The sequence below is a fragment of the Prevotella sp. 10(H) genome (genome assembly GCF_000711235.1).
Taxonomy (GTDB): Bacteria; Bacteroidota; Bacteroidia; order Bacteroidales; family Dysgonomonadaceae; genus Dysgonomonas.
Genome location: NZ_JOMI01000002.1, coordinates 145,699 through 172,251 on the forward strand (window position 1 = coordinate 145,699; position 26,553 = coordinate 172,251).

The following is a 26,553-nucleotide window of genomic DNA, read 5'->3' on the forward strand; positions in this document are numbered from 1 at the left end:
TCAGTTATTGAAGCCGTTTCTGTTTGTATTATTTCTGTTCCCTGATAAACTTATCGAATTTGGAATGCTCGCCGCTCCTTAATATCGCCGACGGCCTTTCGCATTTCGCGTCCACTATCTTTCCTTCCTTATCTATGAGTACATACTGAGGAATACCCTGCACATTATAGGCTTTGCATACCGGATTCTTTTCCCAGCCTTCCGCCATAAGGTTTACACCTTCCAGTTTATAGTCGTTTATCAGTTTTCTCCATTGCTCGTCACTTCCGTCTACGCATACATAAACATATGTGATATCATAGTCTTTATATTTTTCATGGAACTTATCCTTAAAGTTTTTGAACTCATGGATACACGGGCCGCACCATGGCGCCCAAAAATCCATATATACGACTTTGCCTCTCAAGTCAGCCAGCCGCACCGTTTTCCCCTCTGTATCTATCAGTTCGAAGTCAGGGGCAGGCTTACCCGGCTGTAATTTGGCGGCAGCCTGATAACGTTCTTCAACAATATCCAGATAATCCTTATTCCGGCATATCTTTTTGAATTCATCATATACAAAACAAGCCTCGTCAAAACTGAAATAGGTGAATGCAGAGTTAAGCAGATCGGCAATATACCAGTCGCGTATAGCCGGAACCTTAAGAGAGGCCATAGCAAAATAGTAGCCGTCTTTTGCAGGTGTAAAGTCTTCAAATTTTTCCTCTTCATCGGAACTGGCAGTATAGGAGAATCTTACTTTAGACCCGTTCATATAAGAGGAGATAAAGTTCCGGTAATCGCTGCTGCTTCTGAACATGTCGTAGTTCAGTTCGCTATACGGCAGAATCGGTGTTTTTTTTACATTGCCGTCATCTTCCGTTTTTTCATTATAACCTATCGGATAATTACAGTGTACTTCCGATATCAATTTCATCCTATAGCAAATAGTGCTTGCAGCCTTGTAGTAAGCCTCATCCCTAAATTTTTTAATTAGCTTAAGGCTGCCGTTCTCCTTTTCATACGAATCTACAGTATTTATTAAAGCGTCATAGTAATCATTAATTTTTTTCAGCATCTCGTCATCTGAGATAGTCCGGTCATAACCCAGACCACTAGTTTCAAGAAAAGCCTTGCGGTGTTGCCTGAAAATGAGCATCGACAAATCCAGTTCTTTTTGTCTTTCTGCATTTTTACCCTTTAGTACTACCGATTCTTTTGGGTTATTAGCATCGAAAGTTACTTCGATAGTATCTCCCGGATAAGAAAATATTGTAATGGCATCGCCCAGATAGAGGTAAATGTCCTGAATATCCTGTATAGGAAATGATTCCATAAAGCTGCCGTCATCGGCTACATTTACCCTGTGTCCTTTGTTTGTGATGTAATCTGTAATGGCCATTTCCCAGTAATTCATTTTTTCGGGCTTGTTCAGCGCTTTACCTTTTATAACTACATGGCCTTTACCATAGTGAACTTTGAAAGGATTTTCTGTATCCGCAGGCGTTTGTGAAAAAAGCATGGATGAACAGAGAAATAAAACAACAATAGTGAAGTTTCTCATAAGAGGCATTATTTTAAGGTAATTAAATGAGCATTTCCCAAAAGTAATTAAATTTTTGATTTATAGGCATAAAGTTGCCTATCTTTAGGCCACAAATTAAAAAATAACGAATTATAAGACAATGGTAACGATAGTTTTCAGCCATCCATGGCATGGTAGTTTCAATAAGGCGATTCTGGATACGATTACAGCAAAACTGGCTCAAGTGAACAGGCCTTATCAGGTAATCGACCTTTATAAAGATAATTTCAATCCTGTATTTACGGAAGAAGAGCTCGCCGTATATAATCAGGGAAAAGCCTTAGACCCGTTAATTACTAAATATCACGAATACATCGCTAAATCCGATGAAATGGTATTTATTTTTCCCAACTGGTGGAATACAATGCCTGCCATACTGAAAGGTTTTTTCGATAAAGTGCTGCTCAAAGATTTTGCCTTTAACTATGAAGGTGGTTTCAACCCATTACTCAAAATAGATAAGGCGCTGGTAATAACCACGTCGGAGAAGCCAAGCCCCAACTTCAAGAATGCCATAGAAAACGGATTTATCGGCGATATGCTCAATCCGGTAGGAATACGGAATGCCAAATGGCTGACTTGTGAAGGTACATCGAAAGGTACGGATGAGGACAGGCTAAATTTTCTGGAAAAGGTAGAGAAAGCATTCGAGTAATTATATAATAAAAAAGCAGGGCTCAATTTCTTAAGCCCTGCTTTTCTTATTTATGGTTTATCATTTCATTTTCATTTTGCTGCGGCGTCGGTCGTCATATACCGATATCATCCAGAAGACGCTGCATACACAGGATACCAGAATCACCATTATGTAGAAACCGGGTGATTTCAACGCTTCGATTCCCGATGTGAAATACATACCCAGACCGATTGCTGCAATGATGGCATACATTATCCCGAAAATAGAGAACATGCTTCCAAGTACAGGACGACTTTTCACTTTCTTCTTCGGAATGAGGGCCTGTTCTGCTTCCAGCTGGTGCATAATCCTGAATTTCAGATTTTCACTGGCTTTTATCTTTGTGCCCGACAACAATTCATTTATTTTATCATCTTTTTTCATTATATCTTCCTTTTCTGTTTCGAATATATAAAAATTCCCGTAAGCGCGAAAAGCTAAGTCGTTTCATGCTTCATCAGCAGGTTTATGGCATCGGCAAACCGCTTGCGTGCCCTGTATAATTTCACTTTCACATTTGCATCGGTCAGGCCTGTTATCTTTACAATCTCTTTTACCGGATTATCTTCAAGATAATAGAGCGTGAGAATAACCGCTTCATCCTTGGGCATTCGCTCCATCGCCTGATTTACAAGTTCCTTTCGTTCTTTTTCTTCTACCTGCGTCATTGTATCCATATCGGAATATGAATCGTTCAGATCGATCACCTTGTAGTCCACAAACTCGGTATTATGCGTACTTCCGCGGATTTCCGTTATCGCCTGATTATATACGATGCGGTAAAACCAAGTAGAGAATTTGCTGTCCAACCTGAATGAATGAAGATTATGAAAAGCTTTCACAAAGGCATTCTGTACGATATCTTCTGCATCCTGTCTGTTGCCGCAGACGCGGAAAGCTATTGTAACAGCCATGTCCTGATATGTGTCTACAAAGTAGCCGAAGGCAGAAGTATCCCCCTTCAGCACTTTTTGTATTTGTTGCTTTTCATTCATCTATACTTCTATTCAGCGTCGTCGTCAAATTCTTTTTTGTTTTTGACCAGCATAAAGAAGCTGACATAGGCAATACCGAGGAACAGTAACACACCCGCTCCAATTACCCAGAAGGCTTCATCTGCCCCTAAATCCATTACTCTTGCTATTATCAGTGCAACGATAAATCCAATAGCTATACCTATACACAGGATACCATTGCGCAATGAGCGGTATTTATTAGGCGTCGGTTTGGTTTTTTCGGGCGGAATGATGCCTTGTCTTATCAGTTCCATCCGCTCGGAGTGTTTTGCATTTATAGACTTCAATCCCAGATACATGCCAAAAGCTATCGGTAGGGCTACACTACAGATAATTGCTACTATAGGGATTAAGCTCCCCAAAAAATCTGCGTCATACATAATGTTCAATATTTATGTTGTTAATAATCTGCTTTCGAATATATGACTACATGTGGTCATATTTGGTTACAGATTTATTGAAATATTTTTTAATTGGCTTTTATAGATACAAATATAGGTGATAATGGGTAAGGTTTTTGAATATAAATAAGGAATTTTTATGCTCGGCTGAAAATCTGTTTTGTAATTCTCACTACCGCGCCTATCGGCTTGTTCTTCATTTTGCCTTGATGCAAAACGAAGCAAAAAATCAAGGCTTTATCCCTCAGCGACCCGTCAACGGCTTGCCGGCTGAAAGTGACACACGGGCTATCGCCCCGTCCCTTTCCACGCCGTCTGTACCGGACGGGTGCCCCGCTTGCGGGAAAGAGGCCGGAATCGCAATGCGACGACAAGAATTAAAGAAGACCTGAGACCAGTTTGTAATTCTTGACATGCGTCAGCCAATGCGCATTAGTCGCGCAGCCGTTATCCGAACGGTGCAGTTGCCGTTAAAAACCAAATTTTGCCAATAGGCAAGTTTATTTGGTTTAGGAAACAAGACGAATTCGGATAGGCGAGCAACGAAGCGCTAGCCTTTTGGTTCGTTTTGGGCAATGCCAAAATGAACATTAAAAAGATTTATCTATACAAGAAAACCCTTTAAAACATTATCATCATGTCAAAATTCAACAACAAACTCGCAGCCCGTATCATAGAAATGATAGAACAAGACCTATTCGGCATCTCCGAAATCTGTAAAATACTCCACATCGCCCCGAAAACATTCTACGAATGGAGAAAAACAAAGCCCGAATTTAACGAAGCGGTAGAAGCCGCTATCGACCACCGCGAAGAATCACTGGTGTCATCCGCCCGTATGGGATTGAAACAGCTGCTCGAAGGTTATATACAGAAAGAAGAACGGATAACCTATGTTCCCGATAAAAATAATCCTACCGAGGATATTGAAAAAAACAGGGTAGTAAAGAAAAAACACTGTGCCCCGAGCATCCGCGCTATCAGGTATGTACTCGAACGCAACGATAAGATGAAAGAAAAGAAAGCAGAACAACCCTCACAGCAACGCCCGTTAATAATAGAAGTACCCGACGAAGAAACAAAACGACAACTTATGATTTTTCGCAAGAATGATTTCCGTACAGGCGGAGCAGAAGATGCAGAGATAGTTGCAGCAGTAGATGAAGAGTTGAAAATGGAACGTGAGAAAAAAGCGCAAATGAATAGGATAGAATCGAAGAAACAGGAAAGATCGGAAATATTGCCTTCATCCATCGATTGCTGTTTACCTCCGGGATATACCAGAAGAGGATGATTTTAATCATTGGCATATTGGCACATTAAGAAATTATTACATTGATATCTGTTACTTTCGTTACTTTTTAACAATATATAGTTAATAAATGTAAGAATGATTGAATGTTATTAATTATGAGTAACTCTTTATTCCATTGACATATCGGCACATTTGCTAATTTACAAATTGATTTTTCGTTACTGCTTCGATTTCAGTTCGTCTTCCAGTCTGATAATCTGATCGCGAAACTGTGCCGCTTCGAGGAACTCGAGTCTTTTAGCAGCAGCGCTCATTTGCTTACGGGCTTTTTCGATAGCCTTTTTCAGATCATCTTTAGACATATATTGTATCTTATCTTCGGAGGCAATAGCGATTGCACTTTCCTGACTATAATTACGGACAGATACCTCTTCCATTTTTCGGAGACTGAATACCGAAGTCTGAGCCTTGCGTATTTGTTGAGGCGTGATACCGTGCTCTTCGTTGTATTCCATTTGTATCTCGCGGCGACGGTTGGTTTCATTGATCGTCTTTTCCATACTATCTGTAATCTTGTCGGCATAAAAGATTACCTTGCCGTTTACATTACGGGCAGCACGTCCAACAGTCTGGGTTAGCGAACGGTGCGAACGCAGAAAACCTTCCTTATCGGCATCGAGGATAGCAACAAGAGATACTTCGGGCAGGTCGAGGCCTTCACGCAAGAGGTTGACTCCGACCAGTACATCGAAAGTACCTGTGCGCAGGTCATCCATAATCTGCACGCGGTCGAGGGTATCCACATCGGAGTGAATGTAGCTGCACTTGATATCGTTATTAGAGAGGTAAGTCGTCAGTTCCTCGGCCATGCGCTTGGTAAGAGTAGTCACGAGGGTACGCTCGTTCTTTTCCACCCGCATCTGTATTTCTTCCATGAGGTCGTCTATCTGGTTGAGGCTCGGGCGCACATCGATAGGAGGATCGAGTAGTCCTGTAGGACGGATCAGCTGTTCTACAACAATACCTTCCGACTTCATCAGTTCATAATCAGCAGGCGTAGCGCTCACATATATAGTTTGCGGAACCAGCGATTCGAATTCTTCGAACTTCAACGGCCTGTTGTCGAGCGCTGCCGGAAGCCGGAAACCGTATTCGACAAGGTTTTCCTTACGGGAATGGTCGCCTCCGTACATCGCCCTTATCTGCGGGATGGTAACATGGCTTTCGTCTATTACCAGCATAAAGTCGTCGGGGAAGAAGTCGAGCAGGCAGAACGGACGAGTACCCGGTTTACGGTTGTCGAAGTAACGGGAATAGTTTTCTATACCTGAACAATGCCCCACTTCGCGGATCATCTCCAGATCGTAAGTCACGCGCTCATAAAGCCGCTTTGCTTCGAGGGGTTTCCCTACCGACTGGAAGAAGTCGACCTGACGTCCGAGGTCTATATCTATTTCCGAGATGGCTCTCACCATACGGTCTTTGGTAGTCACGAAGAGGTTGGCAGGATAAATGCGGAAGTCCTTATACTCGTCTATCTTTACACCGCTCAACGGATCGAGGCACTCGATGCTCTCTATCTCATCGCCCCAGAACACTACACGTACTACGGGGTCGCCATAGGCAAGAAAGACATCGACCGTATCGCCTTTCACCCGGAAGTTCCCGGCTTTGGGATCAACTTCATTGCGGGAATATAGTGCACTGACGAGTGCTCTGAGAAATACATCGCGAACCAACTTTTGTCCGACATGGATAGCTATAGTGGAGTTCTCAAAGTCTTCGGGGTTACCCATACCGTAAAGGCACGAAACGGATGATACAACTATCACATCGCGCCTGCCCGACAAGAGAGAAGTGGTAGTTGCCAGACGCAACTTTTCTATCTCTTCGTTTATCGAGAGGTCTTTCTCTATATAGGTGTTGGTAGACGGTATGTAAGCCTCGGGCTGGTAGTAGTCGTAGTAAGATACGAAGTATTCAACCGCATTATCGGGGAAGAATGTCTTGAACTCACTATACAACTGTGCTGCCAGCGTCTTGTTGTGGCTGAGTACCAAGGTAGGTTTCTTCACATTCTGGATGACATTGGCTACGGTAAATGTTTTACCCGAACCGGTTACACCGAGCAATGTTTGTGAAGGAACATTCTGTAAAATACCTTCCGAAAGAGCAGCGATTGCAGCAGGCTGGTCTCCGGTAGGGCTGTAGTTAGACGTTAATTTGAAATCCATTGTAGTTTACCCTTTCGTAAGCCAAAGATAATAAGATTTGCGTACTTTCTTTTTATAATGATTACTATTAACTCTTTATATACAAATAAGATGCCAGAACACTGATTATTAGAGCGAATATAAGACATATTAGGCATTTATTAAACAAAGCAGGGATAAACCGAAGCTTATCCCTGCCGTTAAGTTAGTAATGTGTTGGCTAGAAGAAGTATCCTACAGATAGTGAAATATTGCCTGACTTCATTTTCGCATCTTTGGCGCCGTTGATATCGGCAAGTCCTATCTGATTATTCAGGCTCACGACAAACTGTTTTACTTCCATACCTACTCCGATACCTACACCGTAATCCCAGCGTTTCATGTTCGAGCCTTTGGTGAATATCTCTGTGTCTTCGGTTTTACCGTTTATTTTGCCTTTGGCTTTTCCATAGAGGTTATATCCTACATAAGGGCCGGCGTAAACAAATAGCTTATTATTGCCGAGAGGAAAAGAAGCTTTCAGGTTAACGGGAAGTTGAAGAGTATTGATCGTTATATGTCCGTCTGTCATTCCGAAAGAGTTGTCGCTCTTAAGGTTTGCTCCTGCATTTGTGTACATGAATTCGGGTTGTATGGCAAACATTTCAGAAAGGGAATATTCCATCATTCCGCCGAAGTGGTAACTAACGCGGCCTTTATACTGCTCTGCATTTATGCCCTGTCTTTCACCGCTAACATATAGTTGGGATAGATTAGTTCCTGCTTTTACGCCAAAACGGATTTGTGCACTGATAGTTGATACTAAACAAAGAACTGCTGATAATAAGATTAGCTTTTTCATAATGGTAAATTTTTATTGTTTATAATTTGTTATTTGTTTTATGATTATACTGCGAAGATATAGCAGGGAAAGAAGCGGATTTTTGAGAGTGGACGAAATGCCGTATTTAGTATACCAAAGCATTTATTTAGTATACGAGGTAAATAAAGGAGGAAAACTTTATCTATACATTAAGTATTAGATTTCAGAATGTGAATAACTTCATATGATATTTTTAAATATACTTTTAATTAAAAATGTATTTTTGCATATCGAACCGGAATATCATGAATATGAAGAAAGTAGTTTTTTTTCTTTATCAGCTGTTTATATTTGCTCCCATATTTATTTTGGCCACAATAGCTACGGCAATTACAGTCATGATAGGATGCCTTGTCAGCAAAAACTCATTCTGGAGATACAATCCGCCAAGATACTGGTCTAAACTGGCCTGTAGATTAACATTGAGCAAGATAAAAGTGACAAGGAAAGGCACAATCGATCCGAAACAGTCCTATGTTTTTGTTGCCAATCATCAGGGAGCTTTCGATATATTCCTTATTTACGGTTATCTGGGGCAAAATATCAAATGGATGCAGAAGCAGGAACTGCGTAAAATACCTTTTGTAGGAAAAGCATCGGAAATAGCAGGTCATATATTTGTCGATCATTCGAGCCTGAGATCTATGCTTAATTCTATCGACAAAGCAAAATCGGAACTGACAGACGGCGCATCGGTTACCATATTTCCTGAAGGGGCAAGGACACGTACCGGGAAAATGGACAGCTTTAAGAAAGGCGCTTTTGTAATAGCAAAGCAAATGGGACTTCCTATTGTACCAATCACTGTAAACGGGCCGTATGATGTAATGAAAATAAATACATATCTTATAAATCCTTCAAAAATGGAACTGGTAATACATGACCTCATTCCTGCCGAAACAGTAGAAAAAGAGTCTATGAACGTGCTGATGGATAAGTGTCAAAGTATCATCTATTCAGGATTGTGGGAGAAATATAAATAACAAAGACTAATTAAAAACGTTATAACTTAATACAAACTCATTTTTTTGTACTTTTGTGCCTTACTTAACAACAATCGACATGAAGTTAAAGAACATCTTTTTTCTATCATTTATACTGTCGGCGACAATGTTTTGCAATTTGTCAGCTGCCGGTAATTGTGATATGATTGCAGCCGGAATTGAAAATACGACACAGAATCCAAACAACAATATTATATTACATACGGTAGCGCAGGGGGAAAATGTATATTCTATTGCTAATAAATACAGTACTACCGTAAAGGAAATATACAGGCTTAACCCGAAAGCCGAGAATGGTATCAGAACAGGAGAAAAGCTTAATGTACCTGCGGCAAATGCAATGCAGTACAGCGATCACCGCATCGAAGCAAAAGAAACATTATACTCGGTAGCGAAAATGTATAATGTGTCGGAGAATGATATCAAAAAAGCTAATCCGGGAATCGATGAGAATAATTTCCGTTCGGGAAGGCTGATCAGAATACCTAAATCGAAAGGAACATCTTCCTCTTCGGGGCCGAATATCGGATATGCCTCTAAAGATATAGAATACAAGGTACAGAAAAAGGAAACGCTTTACGGTATAGCCAGAAAACATAATATATCGGAACAAGCGATACTTAATGCAAATCCGTCTTTGGCCCAAAAAGGGCTGAAAGAAGGAATGACTATTTTTATCCCTCGAAAACAAATTTCGGAGCCGGTTGTAATAGCATCCGGACAAAATACATCGATTAGGGAAACTCCATATGCACAGAAAGGCGAAATGGTGAGAGTAGGAGTTCTTCTTCCGTTTCTCGATAAAAGCGGAAGTGTAACTAAAGATAAGCTTGCCGAATATTATCAGGGATTTTTAATAGCTTTAAAAGAAATGAAGAGCAAGGGGTTGAATGCAGAAGTCTATGCTTTCGATATAGGCCCTGAAAGAAATACAAAGAAACTGGAGAGCCTTTTGGATACATACGAGATGCAGAACCTGCACCTTATAATAGGTGGAGTGTCTAAGCAACAAATCGACGTGTTGACAAAATTTTCTAAGAAAACAGGTATTAAATATGCCATACCTTTCGGCACGGCTGACGGTATGCAGTCTTCACCTACATTGTATCAACTGACAACATCTCACTCGGCCTTATACAGCGAAGTGATTTCTGCGTTTAAAGACCAGTATGAGGGCTACAATATCATATTTGTAAATGAGGCAGGTTCAAATAATGATAAATCGGACTTTACCAACGAACTGAAAAAGGAACTGACAAAAGCCGGTATACAATACAAGACAACAGCAAGTACGGCCAGCCTTGTAGATGATGTCAGAAATGAAATAGAAGGCATCAAAAGAAATGTGCTTGTACCTACTTCTTCATCCGAGGCTACTTTGCGTAAAGTGCTCTGGTCGATGAATTCACTGACCACCGAGGCTGTTACTTTATTCGGGTATCCTGAGTGGCAGACATATACGCAATATACTGCTAATTTGCATAAATACGATTCCGAGATTTATAGTATATTCTTTTTGGACGAACAACAAAATGATGTCAAAGAGTTCGTTACCGAATATAAATTATGGTATAACAAAAATCTGGTAAATTCTTTCCCTAAATACGGCTATCTGGGTTACGATACGGGGCTTTACTTTCTGACGGCATTGAGCCGCTTTGGAAGCAACTTCGAAAGCAATATCCCGAACGTCAGCGTAAAGACGTTACAGTCTGCCATACATATGGAGCAGTCGGGCAATAACGGAGGTTATGTCAATAAGGGAATTTATCTGATCAGATATAAAACAGATTCTACAATCGAAAAAATAGATATAAGCAGATAATAATGACAAGCAAGCATATCGTTTTACTACTGTTATCAACGCTTTTTGCAATTATTGTAAACGGTCAGAATAAAAAATTTGAGGCCGAATGGAATGTCGGTGTCGGATTCGGGCCTACGTTTTCTTCTGTAAGCTTTGACCCTGGTGTAAGTACGAAAAACAAGCAGCAGTTTCACGGCGGGCTTGCCATACGCTATATTTCGGAAAAGAATCTCGGACTGATTGCCGAGTTGAATTATACTCAACAGGGGTGGGAGCAAAACTGGAAAGAAAATCCGTTGATGCTGGAGCATTCGCATCAGTTGAATTATATAGAATTGCCTATACTGACACATATTTATTTCGGAAACAAAGTGCGTTTCTTTGTCAATCTGGGGCCTAAGATCGGCTACCTGATAAGCGACAGCGAGAAAATGAATCAGGCTTTGACTGATCTGCTCCAAAGCGGTAACCTTCCGGCCAACGAGATGACGCACCAATACTACCGTATGGCGGAACGTAAACTCGATTATTCGCTTATGGGAGGTATGGGGCTCGAGTTCAGGACGGGTATCGGTTATTTTGCGCTGGAAGGGCGTTATACATTTGGATTAGGAGACATATATAATAATAAAAAATCAGATTTTTTCAATCGTTCTGCCAACAGAGTGATTTCAGCTAAATTGACCTATTACGTTAAGCTATTCTGATATGCCGCGTATATACAAGCTTTCGAAGACTGGACTAAAATTATTATATAAGATACGCCACCACCGTGGACATGGTATTCATTCTCCTTTCGTATTCGACCTTATCACAAAGGTGATAGAAGACAAGACGCCCTATCAGGCTTATAAGAACATAAAATCAATCTTAGACAACTCCCAGACAGAAAAGAGTTTCAGGCTGGATAAATTGAATAAGCTGACATATAGGTTGGCCAATCATTTTGAAGTAAAACATGTACTTGATATAGGTGCCGGCTATGGAATAAATACTGTTTGTATGACAGCACCGTTTCCGGATAGTACCTGTACAAGTGTGGAGATGTCGGATCGAAAATATACCTTAGCCCGGAAAATAATCGATAACTGCGACAGGAAAATAGATCTGTATACCGGTGCCGGATTACCTGCTTTGAAAGAGAAACAGGATTGTATATTTATCGATTTGAATAATTATAGTGATTTTCTACCTGACATAAACAACTATTTATCTGAACTTTCACATCAGAAGACATTTATTATTGTGAAAGGCATCCGAACAAATAAACGTTATCAAATGTTATGGAGGAATATTATAAGCATGGAGTCGAGAACGGCAGTGCTGGATTTATTTAACGTTGGCATTATCTTTTTCGACAAACGGCTGTACAGATGGGATTATCAGATCAGTTTCTAAAATAATCGAAAGATGAAAAAAAGCTTAGTTTATACTAAAACAGGAGACAAAGGGTTGACTTCCCTTGTCGGCGGAAAACGTGTGCCTAAAGCCCATATAAGGCTCGAAGCGTATGGAACGACCGACGAACTGAATTCTTTTATAGGATTTCTGATGGCGGAAATCGATGAAGGACATGATATGGAAGTATTGTTATACATCCAGAATAAACTATTTAATGTGGGATCGTATCTCGCCACCGATACCGAAACTACGCCGCCTAAAGAAGCAAGCATTATAACAGATCGAGATATCGCTTTGCTGGAAACAGAAATGGACAGAATGGACAGCGAGTTGCCGCCTTTGAGCCAATTTGTACTTCCGGGAGGAAGTGAGTCTGCTGCGAGAGCACATATTTGTCGTACGGTGTGTCGCAGGACCGAACGTTGCATATACAGAGTGAAGGAAGTATTTCCTGTTGACGATCAGATTCTTATGTTTGTAAATCGTCTTTCCGACTACTTTTTTCTGCTGGCAAGAAAGGAAAGTAATAAGAAAGGAAAAGAAATATTTTGGAATCAGTCTTTGATATAAGAAATATTGTTCTATTTTTGCGAAAAATTATAACCAAACTGACAATCAAATAAAACTAAAATAACTATGTACTGGACTTTAGAACTCGCATCGAAATTGGAAGATGCACCGTGGCCTGCAACAAAGGAAGAGTTGATTGACTATGCTCAACGTTCAGGCGCTCCTTTAGAGGTTATAGAAAACTTACAGGAGATTGAGGATGAAGATGAGATCTTTGATACTATCGAAGATATCTGGCCCGATTATCCGAGCAAAGAAGACTTTTTCTTTAACGAGGACGAATATTAATCTTTAATCTGTTTAAAGAATAATAACAGATATACACAAATTGGAGTAACATAAGGCGTTACTCCAATTGTTGTTTTTATTCGATAACATTTCTCACAACAGTGCCCAGAAAGTAAAGCTACATTGGCGAACTATCAATGTGAACTTATTTGACATATTTAAAAATAATCTTTTCAAAGTTTTTAATTGCCCTTTCTTCCCATTCAGCATATTCGGGCTGACCTGATTGTAGAATTATATTATTGGGACTATAATTTACTTTTTTCGATGTAGATGTGGTCAATTGAGAAACATCAAGATCTGCTTTTTGAAAATCACCTCTAGATATATCTGTATTAGAGTTTACCAATCTGATTATGGTTGTATTCTCATCCTTTCTGATGATCTGGATATCCATCGTCTTTTGTAAAAAATCGGCAGCTCGTGTAAAACCAATTATCCTGATAGTGTCACCTTTTTTATAGTGTTCTGGAAATGCCGGAACAATTTTTTCACCAAATGAAGAGTAAAAGGATTTAGATTCTTCGTGGTAGTAGCCACTAGGCTTAATTTTCCTAAACACCTCCCTCAAATTATTGATTTGAATATTACCAATTATCTCTAAAACTTTATCATATGGTTTATTGCTTTCATATTCCTTATTTATCGATTGAAAATTAATTCCGATTTTTTTAGGTAATTTTATGTCACCTCTTGGAAAGCCAAATATTAGACATGGGATGATAGATAAAAAAAGAAACAAGACAATAAATTTTTTCATAAAGTATTAATTTAGAGTTTTTAGCACAAATATAACCTTTAATATAGAAAAATAAAAAAAATAATTAGTAATCACATTATACCAGTTAATAAGTTACACTAAATACTCATCTAAAAGAATTAATACATTGATAATAAACAGACTAATCATTGAAATAGATTTTTCAACGAAGATAAATACTGACATTCTTATTCAAAAAGAATAACAGGCTACCGGAAAAGATTCGGGCAGCCTGTTTTTTTATTCAGAAACTTTATCTTTATATAAAGTAAGGGAAAGAATATTCTTTTTAATTGCTGATAAGTTTGTTATTATATTTTAGTTTTAAAAAATAATGAAAACTTATATCCAATCTTACTTCTTAATTTGAACAGAATATTAAATTGAGCAAAACAGATGGGTATTTTAAGCGATGACTTACTATTTCGGGATATTTTATATACTTTTGTAGCCTTGATTTAAACAAAATGTTATGGCTCAAAAAGTGAGGGTGCGTTTTGCACCGAGCCCTACAGGACCTCTGCACATTGGCGGAGTACGTACGGCGCTATATAATTACCTGTTTGCAAAGAAACATGGCGGAGATTTTGTCCTGCGTATCGAAGATACCGATTCGCAGCGTTTTGTGCCGGGTGCCGAAGAATATATTATAGAATCTCTTACATGGCTTGGCCTTCAATTCGATGAAGGAACCCATTTGGGAGGAGCTTATGCTCCGTACCGCCAGTCGGACAGAAAAGAGATATACAGAAAATATGTAGATATGCTCGTCGAAAAAGGGGCTGCTTATATAGCATTCGATACGCCTCAGGAGTTGGAAGCGAAGCGCGCTGCAGTTCCAAATTTTCAATATGATGCTTCTACACGCGGAGAAATGCGCAATTCGCTGACAATGGATAAAGAGGAGGTGAAAAACCTTATAGATGCCGGTAATCAGTATGTAGTGCGTTTCAGAATAGAAGCTGAACAGGAAGTAACAGTAAATGATGTAATCCGTGGCGAAGTGAAGTACAATTCGTCGGTTCTCGATGATAAAGTATTGTATAAATCGGCCGATAATTTACCGACTTACCATCTTGCCAATATCGTAGATGATCATCTGATGGAAATAACCCACGTTATTCGTGGTGAAGAATGGCTTCCCTCTGCACCATTGCATGTATTGCTGTATAAAGCATTCGGATGGGAAGAAACGATGCCGCAGTTTGCGCATCTTCCTTTGTTGCTTAAGCCAGAGGGGAATGGCAAACTGAGCAAGCGTGACGGCGATCGTCTTGGATTTCCTGTATTTCCCTTGGAATGGAAAGATCCGAAGACAGGAGAAATATCTTCCGGTTATCGCGAAAGCGGTTATTTACCCGAAGCAGTTATCAATTTCTTAGCCTTGTTAGGCTGGAATCCGGGTAACGATCAGGAGATAATGTCGATGGATGAACTTATCCAACTCTTTTCTCTCGAAAAGTGCAGCAAGAGTGGGGCTAAGTTCGATTATGAAAAAGGTAAATGGTTCAACCACCAATATATACAATTAAGGCCCGATTCTGAAATCGCAAATATTTATTATCCTATCCTAGAAGAAAAAGGGGTGGATGTAAATATCGGCTATGTGGAAACTGTAGTCGGTCTGGTTAAGGAACGTGTCAGTTTTGTTAAGGAATTGTGGGATCAGTCGTCTTTCTTTTTTATTGCCCCTACATCCTATGATGAAAAGGTTGTGAAGAAACGTTGGAAAGAAGACTCTCCTGCACAAATGACGGAATTGGTCGAAGTGCTAAAAGGAATTGAGGACTTTTCTTCCCATAATCAGGAAGAAATTGTAAAGGCATGGATAGAATCGAAAGGCTATCATTTAGGTAATGTGATGAATGCATTCCGTCTTGCTATCGTTGGTGAATCTAAGGGGCCGCATATGTTCGATATCACTGCAGTTATCGGTAAGGACGAAACAATCGCACGCCTTGAGAAAGCCGTAAAGGAAATCAAAAATTAAAGGGATGTTTTTTTATAATCTGGCCATATATCTGTATGCGTTTGTCGTTCGCATTATCTCGCCCTTCCACAAGAAAGCGCGGAAAATGATAAAAGGACATAAGCAAACATACAAATTGCTTAGGGAGAATGTAGACCCTAAAGCAAAATATATATGGTTTCATGCAGCTTCGCTCGGAGAATTTGAACAGGGACGCCCGATTATTGAAGAGGTGAAAAGCAGGCATCCGGAATATAAGATTTTGCTTACATTTTTCTCCCCGTCGGGATATGAGGTTCGCAAAGATTACTCGTTGGCAGATATTGTTTGTTACCTCCCGTTCGATAAGAAACGTAACGTAAAGAAATTCCTCAGATTGGTACAGCCTGAGATGGCTATCTTTATTAAGTATGAGTTCTGGTACAATTTTGTAAATACGTTATATAAGAAAGGCATTCCGGTATATATGGTTTCTGCTATTTTCCGTTCATCACAGATATTCTTCAAATGGTACGGAATGGATATGAGGAAGCTTCTAAAGAAATATACCTGTATTTGTGTACAGGATACCGTATCGGCAGAGTTGCTGAAAGGCATCAATGTAACCAATGTAGCTGTTTGCGGCGATACCCGTTTCGACAGGGTATTGGATATACAGAAACAGGCAAAACAACTCAATGTAGTAGAGGCAATGGTGAAAAAAGCCAAAGCCGAAAATGAAAAGATATTTGTTGTCGGCAGTTCGTGGCCGAAAGATGAGGATGTAATCATTCCTTACTTCAACATGACCACCGACTTGAAAATGATAATTGCTCCCCATGAAATAAACGAGGCTCATCTGAAGTATATCGAAAGTAATCTGCAACGTCCGCATATCCGCTATTCAAATGCAATTCCCGAAATGATGGACGATTACGACTGCCTGATTATCGATAGCATAGGGTTGCTTTCATCCGCTTATCGCTACGGGCAGATAGCATATGTTGGCGGGGGATTCGGTGTAGGGATACACAATCTTCTCGAAGCTGCCGTATATGATATTCCGGTTATTTTCGGGCCTAACTTCAAGAAGTTCCGCGAAGCACACCAGCTTATAGAGAAAGGCGGAGGATATTCTGTCTCTGACTCTGAGTCTTTCAGAGGCCTTATGGATGAGTTTCTTCAATATGACGAAAGTCTTCGCGCGGCCGGAAATCATGCAGGCGACTATGTTCGTTCTAACGGTGGTGTTGTAGACAGGGTGATGCAAGTTCTTAAGCTATAACTCCTTTTAGGATTTATTTATAGTTATAATAAAAATATTCTTGTAGATTTGTATTCTAAACCATAGTATTATGGCTCAAATAGATAAGATATTCAATTCAAGGATTAAGATACCAACCCCAGTATTTTTTATAGTCACTATCCTGATTATTATGTACTTTTTGCCTCGCGAGGGCAAATACAAATATTCCTATGCCGAAAACAGACCTTGGCAGTACGGATTACTGACTGCACCATTTAATTTCCATGTACATAAATCCGATGCACAGGTAGAGGCCGAAAAGGATAGTATACTAAAGTCTTACCAACCTTATTACTTTCCTGATCTCACTGTTTCTAAACAGGCAGTATCCCAGTTTTCGAAGGATGCATCAGCCAAAAGTATTCCAGCCGAATATATAAATTATGTAAACCGGAAGCTGAATGAGGTATATAAGGCAGGTATCATACCGGCGGAAGACTATGACAAAATACAGCTGTTGACGAAGAAACAGATACAACTACGAAATGATAATAACAACATATCTTCCACCCGTCATCTGGCATCTTTCTATACTCCTAAGCAGGCTTATGAAAAGATAATAACAGATGCTCCTTCGCATGTAGATATAAATCATCTGAAAGCTATTAACCTGAATGATTATCTTCTTCCCAATATTATGTTCGACGAAAAGATGTCGACCAATATGAAAGAAGAACTGCTTAAGCAGGTGGCTTTATACGATGGAGAAGTTCAATCGGGAGAGAAGATAATCGACCGGGGAGAAATTGTTGACTCCCGTACGAAAAATATTCTCGATTCGTACAATAAGGAAGTTGAAAGCAAGGTCGGTACAAAGGCAAAACCCGGCTGGCTGATATTGGGAGAACTGGTTATGATCACATTGCTGATAATGGCATTGATGATATACCTGAAATTCTACCGCTTGCATGAATATAATAACCGCAAGAATGTTATATTCATACTTATCATGGTCGGCATATTCCCTATAATAACGGGACTGATGGCTGATGTCAAGATGTTCAGCCTGATGTATCTGGTACCTTTTGCCATACCTACTATTCTGATCCGTACATTTATCGATTCACGAACGGCAATGACCACACACATGGTCACTGTCCTTATATGTGCATTGATGCTGCCTTTGGCACAAATGGCACAGTTTATCGTTATTCAGGTAATGATAGGCTATATGTGTATATTCAGTCTGAGAAATCTGTCGGAAAGGTCGCAACTTGTCTATTGCTCACTGCTTATATTGGTAACATATATCGTTACATATACGGCATGGGTGTTATGCACCGAAGGTGACCCGTCTCTGATTATTGAGAACGGCAGGCTATATATATATTTCTGTATCAATTTCGTATTTGTATCCTTTGCCTATCTTTTGGTATATGTTTGCGAGAAGGTCTTTGGTTTCATTTCCGAGGTAAGTATGATAGAACTATCGAATACCAACAGGCCGTTGTTGCAGGAACTTTCGGAAGTAGCTCCCGGCACATTCCAGCATTCCATGCAGGTGTCTACACTGGTTGTCTCGGTTGCGCAGCGCATCGGTGCAAATGCAACGCTTGTACGTACAGGAGCATTGTATCATGACATAGGTAAAATGGTAAATCCTATCTTTTTTACCGAAAACCAGATTGAAGGGATTAATCCGCATGCAGGCCTTACAGAGAAAGAAAGCGCACAGGTTATTATAGGCCATGTCGCCGAAGGTGTGAAAATAGCGAAGAAGCATAATCTGCCTCAGCAAATAATAGACTTTATAGAAACTCATCACGGAAAAGGCAAGGCAAAATACTTCTATAATTCTTATGTAAACAGTCATCCCGAAGAAGTGGTGGATGAAGAAGATTTCACATATCCCGGCCCTAATCCATTTACCCGTGAAACAGCTATACTGATGATGGCCGACACGGTAGAAGCGGCATCCCGCAGTCTTAAGGACAATAGTAAAGAGGCTATTACCGAAATGGTGAACCGGCTTATCGATGCACAGCTGACAGACGGACTTTTCAAGAACGCACCCATAACCTTTAAGGATATTGAGATTGCCAAGGAAGTCTTTTGCGAACGGCTTATAAGTATGCGCCATATGCGTGTTGCTTATCCGGAGCTCAAGAAAAGCGATGAAACGGAAACCGAACAATGAAATTATGTAGTGTTAATACCATATAAAACTAAAATGTATTTATGAAGAAATTATTTTTATTGTCAGCTTTAGTATTGCTGACTTTGGGCATCGGAGCTCAGAATACCGGCTACCAGTTTTCGGTAGTTAAAGAAAACCCTATTACTTCTATCAAAAATCAGGGAAACAGCGGTACTTGCTGGAGCTTTTCGGGAGTCGCTTTCCTCGAATCGGAAGTTATCCGTATGGGTAAAGGCGAACATGATCTATCTGAAATGTATATTGTACGCCGCAACTATGCAGATAAAGCAGATAAGTTTGTAAGGGTAGGAGGTAATCTCAATTTTGCACAGGGCGGTTCATTTGCCGATGTTGTAGAAACACTTAACGAATATGGCGTAATTCCAAATGATACCTATGCCGGACTTAATTACGGAGAAACTATGCACAAGCATGGTGAAGTTGAAGCAGGACTGGCAGGTTATGTAAAAGGCATCAACGAAAACAAAAACAGACGTCTGTCTCCGGTATGGAAATCAGGATTGAACGGTATCCTCGATGCTTATTTCGGAGCTGTTCCTGCTACTTTCCAGTATCAGGGAAAATCTTACACAGCAGAGTCTTTGCGTCAGTCTTTAGGATTGGATGCTAATAATTATATCTCATTGACTTCGTTCACACATCATCCGTTCTATACTCCTTTTGCACTGGAAATACCTGACAACTGGCGTTGGTCTTTATCTTATAATTTACCTATCGACGAGATGATGCAGGCAATCGATAATGCTCTTAACAACGGTTACACAGTAGCATGGGCATCGGATGTGAGCGAAATAGGTTTTACACGCAACGGAATTGCAGTTATCCCTGATGAAGATGCTCCTGAAAATATCGGTTCGGATCAGGCACATTGGCTGGGCCTTTCTCAGAATGAGAAAAACAACCGTATCAGAACTAAAATCGAGCAGGGTCCTGTAAAAGAAAAGACTATAACTCAGGAAATGCGCCAGATCGCTTATGATAATCAAGAGACTACCGATGACCATGGTATGCAGATATATGGTATTGTTAAAGATCAAAATGGAAGCAAATACTATCTTGTGAAAAACTCATGGGGTGAAGCCGGTGCTTATAAGGGTATATGGTATGCATCGGAAGCATTTGTAAAATACAAAACTATGAGTGTGATGATTCATAAAGATGCGTTGCCGAAAGCTATGGCTAATAAGATGAACATTAAATAAAATTATATCTCAGTATTAAAAAGCCTGACAATTAATTTGTCAGGCTTTTCTTTTCTGACAGAATCATTCTGGCAGAATGCACAAACATCTAATGTTTACTTATTTTCGTCAATAAATACTTTCTTTATTGCTTCCAGATAGCCATAGCCAAATACATTGCATGGCTGCAGATAGCTGGTTTCTGTCCATTCGTTCCAGCTGTTAATAGTAATCAGTGGAGCCTGGTTCGGATGATTGTCGACATACTCTTTCGCTATTTCCAACGCTTTTCCGAAATTCTCGGGAGTATTATTCTTTACTACTGCACTGCGCTCTATGCGCGGACTGTTATCCCAGCCAACACTTACATGCGGATAGTACTTAAGGTCGAAAGTCTTATCTATACGGTCATACTCTTTCTTTACATCCTGCATAATCTCCATATAATCACGGTTGACATTCGTAAAGTGAGCAAACTGGTAATGAGTAGCACTTGTAAAGCCCATTTTCCTTACAAAGTCGCGTTGGGGATTTTCTGTTTTATTCCCGTCAAGACCACTGTAATTTACATTAATAGACCACATGGTGAGTTGTAAATCAAGTCCCGGGAATCCGGCTTTCTTCGCTTCCTTTTCGAACCAGCTCAATGCATCGAGGGTTTTATCCAGTCCGCCAAGTCCTTCTATCAGTTGAGGAATATCATAGATCATAAACACTGGCTTGCCGTCTATTTTATAATACTGCGGATGCTTGAAATACTTATCGATGTTTCGCCTGCAAATCTTTTCAAATTCTTCCCTGTCTACTTTGCCTGTCCAGATCACATTCGGTTCATTCAATCTGGATATGCGTGTATCCCATGTATTGTTAACCTCGTGGTTTGCCCACATCAGGTAGAATTTCATCTTTTCCACATTATCGGCTTTGAGGAATCCGTTATTGAGTGTTGTTTCCATAAACGGGCGCCCGTCATACCAGTACCAGTCGAAAATGAATACATTTACACCATGCTTTGTAGCTACATCGATTTCCATAGCCATAACGGATGGGTCGGCTTCATTTATGCAGCCCCAGACAGGTTTCCTGTTCCAGTAATGACCCGGATAGCGTTGCTGTACGGATTCTACAGTTTCCCATTCTCCGATACCTTTAGGCCAGAAAGGTCGCAGCCGCGGATCGTCAAAAGCGTAGGCAGGATACAGGAATGCTGCTATATCATATTTTTTCTTGGTATTGCTTTCTTTATTTTGGGCATTTGATTGGTTAAAACCGATGAGTTGAAAAACAAATAGTGCAAGGAAATAAATGTTGAATTTACTTTTCATAGTTGTTAATAATTGGTCAAACTGTGTCAAAGATACAAAACGATTGATTGTCAATATTTTGTTTTTTGATATAATTGTTTTGAAAATTGATTAAGCAAATTTCTGATTTATAGATGTAGAATATAATAAAGCCTAAATTATTTGTCACTAGCAAATAGTTTGTTTAACTTTGTAAATATTTTGTATTAGCAAATAATTTATGGAACAGATTTGTAAACTAAAAGATATGTATAAAGCTCTTTATAACTTTGAGAAAGAGTTTTCCGAAAAGAACGGGATTACGATCAATGAGGGCATGTTACTTTGCTGCTTGAAAAATGGAGAGCGTAAATCTGCGAATGAGTTGTGCGAATTTGTAGGGTTATCCAATTCGAGGGTGTCACGTGTAATAAATACAGTGGAAGAAAAAGGCTATATTTCCCGTGAAATGGGCTCTAATGATAAACGGCAGATGATATTCACGCTGACTGAATCAGGAAAGAAGAAAACGGAAGAAATGCAAATAGAGAAAATAGATTTTTCACAACTGATTTCCCTAATTTCAAAATTGCAAGAATAAATAATGAGGATTTAAAATGGATAAACTGATAATCATATTAAAGCGAAACTGGACATACTTTGCCGGAGCATTAGTCGGAGCAATAACAGGCTGGTTGTATTGGTACTTTATCGGATGCGAAAGCGGAACCTGCCCGATTACAGCCTCGCCTATGAATAGTATGCTGTGGGGTGCGGTAATGGGTAGCCTCTTGTTCAGCTTATTTAAAAAAGAATCCAAGAATGAGAAAGATACTGAATAATATCAGGCAACTGCCGTTTATCGTAAAGGGCATGGTATTTGCACTGATTGTAATGTATTCTTTTTCATCGTGCTGCATTACCGGATATTGTCAGGTCGCAGAACCGGAAAATACGCAGCAAGAAGAAACTAACAATAATAATATAAAGAATTAAATGAAACAGATCTTACTGATGTTACTTGTTGCCGGAATGGCATTCACTTCATGTAACGCACAAACGAAAAATAATAAATCAAACGAAATAAACGGAAAGGAGAATAAAATGAAAACAATACATCTGAATAAAACAGATTTTCTAAAGAAAGTAGCTAATTATGAAGCAAATCCCGGAGAATTCAAATATTTGGGAGATAAACCCGCTTTAATAGACTTTTATGCCGACTGGTGCGGCCCTTGCAAAGCTATTGCACCTGTATTGGAAGAATTGGCTGCTGAATACGACGGTGAGATTTATATCTACAAAATAAATACCGAAGAAGAGCAGGAACTTGCCGCATTGTTTGGCATCCGAAACATACCTAGTTTGCTGTTTGTGCCTATGGGCGGAGAACAGCCGCAAATGGCGCAGGGAGCATTGCCTAAGCCAAATTTAAAAGAAGCTATCGATAAAGTATTATTGAAGAAATAATATATACAGATAAAGAAAAAGTCCGGTTTCAATCTGATACCGGACTTTTTTATTTCTTATTGTTGCAGACTTTCTAATAGTGCACTGAAGTTTGCCGTAAACAACCGCACGGCAATGGCCATTACTATGACCCCGAAAAATTTTCGAAGTACATATACACCGCCTATACCCAGCAACTTTTCTACGACATTCAGGTATTTGAGTACAAGGAATACGATTATCATATTCAGGAATAGTGCTATAATAATATTTGATACATCATATTCTGCCCGCATGGAAAGCAATACGGTAAAGGTTCCGGGCCCGGCTATAAGCGGAAAAACGATAGGGACAAGAGTCTTCGATCCGCCCGGAGCGTCATTTTTGAAAACTTCCACACCGAATATCATTTCTATAGATATAATAAAGATTACTAAAGCACCGGCAACGGCAAATGACGACACATCCACATTAAACAAATTCAATACCCATTTGCCGACAAAAAGAAAAGCCCCCATTATCAGGAATGAGTAGACCGAAGCCTGTAGTGGATTTATATCTCGTCCCTCTCCTTTAAAGCTAAGGAATATAGGAATCGACCCCGATACATCGATTAAGACAAACAGCACCACAAAAGCACTTAATATCTGTGTAAGATTGATACCTAATTCCATAATATTTACTTTTTTTAAGATATAACAAAGGTATATATTTTTGGTTCACTAAAAAAACTGATAAATAACATAAAAAACTTTCGTAAGTTTGTATACGTTTATTTAGTAACAAGCTGAAACATATATGAATAATTACGGATTCGTTCGCGTGGCTGCTGCCACTCCTTCTCTTAAGGTTGCCGATTGCGGTTATAATACGGGTGAAATATTAAAACAGATAGAGGATGCCGAACGCAAAGGCGTCTCGGTGATTGTATTTCCTGAACTCTGTATAACTGCCTATACCTGTGGAGATTTGTTTCTGCAAAGATTACTGTTGGAGGAAGCGGAAAAATCGCTTCAGGACATTTGCGATGCAACAAGAGAACGGGCGGTGACCGCTATTGTCGGACTACCTGTTGAAATTTCAAATAAGCTTTATAATATGGCTGTCGTAATCGGTGGGGGACGTATATACGGGGCAGTACCGAAAACATTCCTACCTAATTATAATGAGTTTTATGAAATGCGCTGGTTTTATCCTTCTGATGAATTAAAGGATAAATATACATATATCTGCGGGCAGTATATTCCTGTAGGCATCGACCTGATTTTTAAAACTGTAGATTTCAATTTTGCCATAGATATTTGTGAAGATTTATGGACACCTATACCGCCGTCTTGCTTTACTTCGTTGAGTGGGGCGGATATTATCTTTAATCTTTCGGCCAGCAATGAAACTACAGGGAAAGATGCTTACCGCAAATCACTGATCAGCCAGCAATCGGCACGATGCATAGCCGGGTATGTATATGCTGCATCGGGTAACGGGGAATCGACTACCGATATCATATTTGCCGGAAGCAGCATGATAGCCGAGAATGGTTCTATATTAGCCGAAGGAGAGCGCTTTTCGTTCGATAGCACATTGATAACTGCCGATATTGATATTGAACGGTTAAGGAATGACAGATACAGGAATAAATCATTTTCAATGTCGGAATACCGTGAACTGGATAATCTGGAATTTCGTCATATAGAAATAAATCCGGTGGATTCGGATAATGAGTTTATTTTGAATCGTTACATATCGCCTGCACCATTTGTTCCGCTACAAGATGCAACCTTAGGTGAAAGATGCAACGAAATATTTTCTATACAGGTAGGTGGTCTTGCAAAAAGGTTACTACATACAAATAGTAAAACTGCAGTGATAGGTGTATCCGGCGGCCTCGATTCTACTCTTGCCTTACTTGTAATGGTAAAGACATTCGATAAGTTAAATCTTCCCCGCGAAGGAATATACGGAATTACCATGCCGGGCTTCGGCACTACTGACCGTACTTACAATAATGCTATGAAGTTGATGCAGTCGTTAGGAGTAACGATAAAGGAAATATCCATAAAGGATGCAGTCATACAGCATTTCAAAGATATAGAACACGATATAAATGTACATGACATTACATACGAAAATTCACAGGCGCGTGAGCGTACCCAAATACTCATGGATTACGCCAATAAAGTCAACGGACTTGTAATCGGTACAGGCGACTTGTCCGAACTGGCACTCGGCTGGTGTACATATAATGGTGACCACATGTCGATGTATGCCGTGAATACCGGAATACCAAAAACACTGGTACGCACACTTGTATCTTGGGTCGCATCCACTCAGATGGATGATAATTCCAAAGAGATTCTAAATGACGTGGTAGATACTCCTGTCAGCCCTGAGCTTTTACCTGCAGCAAAAGATGGTACAATTGCACAGAAGACAGAAGACGTTGTAGGGCCTTATATTCTGCATGATTTCTTTCTTTATTATGTACTTCGTTTCGGCTTTTCTCCTGCTAAGATTTATTATCTGGCAAAACATGCATTTAAAGGGCAATTTAGAAATGAAGAGATATTGAAATGGCTGAAGACATTTTTCCGCCGTTTCTTCTCACAACAGTTCAAGCGTTCATGTATGCCAGATGGACCGAAAGTGGGTTCCGTCAATCTCTCGCCGCGTGGCGATTGGCGCATGCCGAGCGATGCATCTGTAACGATGTGGATGAATCAACTGGATACACTAAGCTGAAAAGATTATTAACCATAAACCGATATACTATGATTGATTTGAAAAAAGTGTTTCCGAGATTAAAGGAAACTTATCCTGACGATGCTCCGGTTATGCTTGAATTACAGGAAGGGAAAAATATAACATTATCGCAGGAAGACAGTCCGGTAATGAAACCATTTGCCGACAACCTGACAATATCTTATGCCATAGATAAAGGTACTCATTACGAGTTTATCCCCAATCGCGATTTATCGGATGAACTAACTATCGATATGATGCATGACGCAGCGATGGAAAACATGATAGATGAAATAGCCGATAATATACAGGCACATGGCGACCCCGCAGATGTACTGATGATAACCAACGGTGGAAATTATGAAGCCGCTATGCTGATATGGGATGGTATATGGCCGCAAATAGAATCTATTGTAGGCGGCGAATTGTATGCTGCCGTGCCTGCCCGCGATGTACTGTATGTTGCTCCCAAAAGTAATTCCCAAGCAATTGAACGCCTGAGTGAATTGATAAAAGAATTGTTTGATACACCGAATGCGCAGGGTCTGATGGTAAGGCATATCTACCAGAGGGGAGAAAACGGCTGGGAAGTAGTAGTTACTGCCTGAGTATTTGAACTTTATTTAATATAGTTTGTTAAAAAGGATATATATTTGTAAAATAGAACTTCAT

27 protein-coding genes are annotated in these 26,553 nt (G+C 39.8%); 18 read left to right on the top strand and 9 right to left on the bottom strand.

The window, feature by feature from the left end; all coding sequences use genetic code 11:
- Window positions 1–28 precede the first annotated feature (28 nt).
- Window positions 29–1,543, bottom strand: coding sequence for a TlpA disulfide reductase family protein (locus tag K348_RS0104045; RefSeq protein ID WP_197027630.1), 1,515 nt, complete (start codon window positions 1,541–1,543; stop codon window positions 29–31).
- A gap of 121 nt (window positions 1,544–1,664) precedes the next feature.
- Here K348_RS0104045 and K348_RS0104050 point away from each other — a divergent pair, with 121 nt between their 5' ends.
- Window positions 1,665–2,219, top strand: coding sequence for an NAD(P)H-dependent oxidoreductase (locus K348_RS0104050; protein ID WP_029903186.1), 555 nt, complete (start codon window positions 1,665–1,667; stop codon window positions 2,217–2,219).
- A 60-nt stretch (window positions 2,220–2,279) separates the two neighbouring features.
- Here the strand turns inward: K348_RS0104050 and K348_RS0104055 are convergent, their stop codons facing one another.
- Genes K348_RS0104055 through K348_RS18340 form a run of 3 tightly spaced genes read right to left on the bottom strand, consistent with a single transcriptional unit; the run spans window position 2,280 to window position 3,636 of the window.
- Window positions 2,280–2,624 (bottom strand): hypothetical protein, encoded by a 345-nt coding sequence (locus K348_RS0104055; protein ID WP_029903188.1) that lies wholly within the window; start codon window positions 2,622–2,624, stop codon window positions 2,280–2,282.
- A gap of 53 nt (window positions 2,625–2,677) precedes the next feature.
- Window positions 2,678–3,235 (bottom strand): RNA polymerase sigma factor, encoded by a 558-nt coding sequence (locus tag K348_RS0104060; protein WP_029903190.1) that lies wholly within the window; start codon window positions 3,233–3,235, stop codon window positions 2,678–2,680.
- Between the two features lie 8 nt (window positions 3,236–3,243).
- Window positions 3,244–3,636, bottom strand: coding sequence for a DUF6249 domain-containing protein (locus K348_RS18340; protein ID WP_051697617.1), 393 nt, complete (start codon window positions 3,634–3,636; stop codon window positions 3,244–3,246).
- A gap of 658 nt (window positions 3,637–4,294) precedes the next feature.
- Between K348_RS18340 and K348_RS0104075 the strand changes: the two genes are divergently transcribed.
- Window positions 4,295–4,951, top strand: coding sequence for a helix-turn-helix domain-containing protein (locus tag K348_RS0104075; RefSeq protein WP_036930181.1), 657 nt, complete (start codon window positions 4,295–4,297; stop codon window positions 4,949–4,951).
- A gap of 179 nt (window positions 4,952–5,130) precedes the next feature.
- Here K348_RS0104075 and uvrB read toward each other — a convergent pair whose 3' ends face one another.
- A complete protein-coding gene (uvrB, locus tag K348_RS0104080) occupies window positions 5,131–7,146 on the bottom strand; it encodes an excinuclease ABC subunit UvrB (protein ID WP_029903196.1) in 2,016 nt (671 codons plus the stop codon).
- A gap of 199 nt (window positions 7,147–7,345) precedes the next feature.
- Entirely contained in the window at window positions 7,346–7,966 is a 621-nt protein-coding gene (locus K348_RS0104085) for a porin family protein (protein WP_029903198.1), read from the bottom strand.
- Between the two features lie 272 nt (window positions 7,967–8,238).
- On the opposite strand from K348_RS0104085, the gene K348_RS0104090 reads away from it, so the two are divergent.
- From K348_RS0104090 to K348_RS0104115, 6 genes are all read left to right on the top strand, one after another.
- Window positions 8,239–8,970: a 1-acyl-sn-glycerol-3-phosphate acyltransferase gene (locus tag K348_RS0104090; protein ID WP_029903200.1), complete on the top strand. Its 732-nt coding sequence runs from the start codon at window positions 8,239–8,241 to the stop codon at window positions 8,968–8,970.
- A gap of 79 nt (window positions 8,971–9,049) precedes the next feature.
- Window positions 9,050–10,816 carry a LysM peptidoglycan-binding domain-containing protein gene (locus K348_RS0104095; RefSeq protein WP_029903202.1) on the top strand — a complete coding sequence of 589 codons (1,767 nt, stop codon included), beginning with the start codon at window positions 9,050–9,052 and terminating at the stop codon, window positions 10,814–10,816.
- A 2-nt stretch (window positions 10,817–10,818) separates the two neighbouring features.
- Window positions 10,819–11,505 carry a porin family protein gene (locus K348_RS0104100; protein WP_029903204.1) on the top strand — a complete coding sequence of 229 codons (687 nt, stop codon included), beginning with the start codon at window positions 10,819–10,821 and terminating at the stop codon, window positions 11,503–11,505.
- 1 nt (window position 11,506) lies between these two features.
- On the top strand, window positions 11,507–12,196 hold the full coding sequence (locus tag K348_RS0104105; protein ID WP_029903206.1) for a class I SAM-dependent methyltransferase: 690 nt from the start codon (window positions 11,507–11,509) through the stop codon (window positions 12,194–12,196).
- Between the two features lie 12 nt (window positions 12,197–12,208).
- The gene (locus K348_RS0104110) at window positions 12,209–12,769 is read left to right on the top strand and encodes a cob(I)yrinic acid a,c-diamide adenosyltransferase (RefSeq protein ID WP_029903207.1); all 561 of its coding nucleotides are present in this window, start codon (window positions 12,209–12,211) and stop codon (window positions 12,767–12,769) included.
- A gap of 66 nt (window positions 12,770–12,835) precedes the next feature.
- Window positions 12,836–13,057, top strand: coding sequence for a DUF2795 domain-containing protein (locus K348_RS0104115; RefSeq protein ID WP_006800744.1), 222 nt, complete (start codon window positions 12,836–12,838; stop codon window positions 13,055–13,057).
- Between the two features lie 145 nt (window positions 13,058–13,202).
- Here the strand turns inward: K348_RS0104115 and K348_RS0104120 are convergent, their stop codons facing one another.
- Window positions 13,203–13,817, bottom strand: coding sequence for a hypothetical protein (locus tag K348_RS0104120; protein WP_029903210.1), 615 nt, complete (start codon window positions 13,815–13,817; stop codon window positions 13,203–13,205).
- Between the two features lie 472 nt (window positions 13,818–14,289).
- Between K348_RS0104120 and gltX the strand changes: the two genes are divergently transcribed.
- From gltX to K348_RS0104140, 4 genes are all read left to right on the top strand, one after another.
- On the top strand, window positions 14,290–15,807 hold the full coding sequence (gene gltX, locus K348_RS0104125) for a glutamate--tRNA ligase (RefSeq protein WP_029903212.1): 1,518 nt from the start codon (window positions 14,290–14,292) through the stop codon (window positions 15,805–15,807).
- A 4-nt stretch (window positions 15,808–15,811) separates the two neighbouring features.
- Window positions 15,812–17,050 carry a 3-deoxy-D-manno-octulosonic acid transferase gene (locus K348_RS0104130; RefSeq protein WP_029903213.1) on the top strand — a complete coding sequence of 413 codons (1,239 nt, stop codon included), beginning with the start codon at window positions 15,812–15,814 and terminating at the stop codon, window positions 17,048–17,050.
- Window positions 17,051–17,120: 70 nt separating this feature from the next.
- Window positions 17,121–19,208: an HD family phosphohydrolase gene (locus K348_RS0104135; protein WP_029903215.1), complete on the top strand. Its 2,088-nt coding sequence runs from the start codon at window positions 17,121–17,123 to the stop codon at window positions 19,206–19,208.
- A gap of 41 nt (window positions 19,209–19,249) precedes the next feature.
- Window positions 19,250–20,431 carry an aminopeptidase C gene (locus K348_RS0104140; RefSeq protein WP_029903217.1) on the top strand — a complete coding sequence of 394 codons (1,182 nt, stop codon included), beginning with the start codon at window positions 19,250–19,252 and terminating at the stop codon, window positions 20,429–20,431.
- A gap of 95 nt (window positions 20,432–20,526) precedes the next feature.
- Here K348_RS0104140 and K348_RS0104145 read toward each other — a convergent pair whose 3' ends face one another.
- Window positions 20,527–21,735, bottom strand: a complete 1,209-nt coding sequence (locus tag K348_RS0104145; protein ID WP_081852511.1) for a glycoside hydrolase family 99-like domain-containing protein — start codon at window positions 21,733–21,735, stop codon at window positions 20,527–20,529.
- A gap of 199 nt (window positions 21,736–21,934) precedes the next feature.
- Between K348_RS0104145 and K348_RS0104150 the strand changes: the two genes are divergently transcribed.
- From K348_RS0104150 to trxA, 4 genes are read left to right on the top strand one after another with little or no spacing between them, the layout of a single operon-like run.
- Window positions 21,935–22,294: a MarR family winged helix-turn-helix transcriptional regulator gene (locus K348_RS0104150; protein WP_029903222.1), complete on the top strand. Its 360-nt coding sequence runs from the start codon at window positions 21,935–21,937 to the stop codon at window positions 22,292–22,294.
- Between the two features lie 16 nt (window positions 22,295–22,310).
- Complete coding sequence (locus tag K348_RS0104155; RefSeq protein WP_029903225.1) at window positions 22,311–22,535, top strand: DUF6132 family protein; 225 nt, start codon at window positions 22,311–22,313, stop codon at window positions 22,533–22,535.
- Window positions 22,516–22,689, top strand: a complete 174-nt coding sequence (locus K348_RS19180) for a hypothetical protein (RefSeq protein ID WP_156032774.1) — start codon at window positions 22,516–22,518, stop codon at window positions 22,687–22,689. Before K348_RS0104155 ends, K348_RS19180 begins: the two co-directional genes overlap by 20 nt.
- The gene (gene trxA / locus K348_RS0104165; protein WP_029903227.1) at window positions 22,690–23,163 is read left to right on the top strand and encodes a thioredoxin; all 474 of its coding nucleotides are present in this window, start codon (window positions 22,690–22,692) and stop codon (window positions 23,161–23,163) included.
- Window positions 23,164–23,219: 56 nt separating this feature from the next.
- On the opposite strand, the gene K348_RS0104170 is transcribed toward trxA, so the two are convergent.
- A complete protein-coding gene (locus K348_RS0104170; RefSeq protein WP_029903229.1) occupies window positions 23,220–23,816 on the bottom strand; it encodes a MarC family protein in 597 nt (198 codons plus the stop codon).
- 124 nt (window positions 23,817–23,940) lie between these two features.
- Between K348_RS0104170 and K348_RS0104175 the strand changes: the two genes are divergently transcribed.
- Both K348_RS0104175 and K348_RS0104180 read left to right on the top strand, forming a co-directional pair.
- Window positions 23,941–25,881, top strand: coding sequence for an NAD(+) synthase (locus K348_RS0104175; RefSeq protein ID WP_029903231.1), 1,941 nt, complete (start codon window positions 23,941–23,943; stop codon window positions 25,879–25,881).
- Between the two features lie 29 nt (window positions 25,882–25,910).
- Complete coding sequence (locus K348_RS0104180; protein ID WP_029903232.1) at window positions 25,911–26,489, top strand: DUF1444 family protein; 579 nt, start codon at window positions 25,911–25,913, stop codon at window positions 26,487–26,489.
- Window positions 26,490–26,553: the final 64 nt, after the last annotated feature.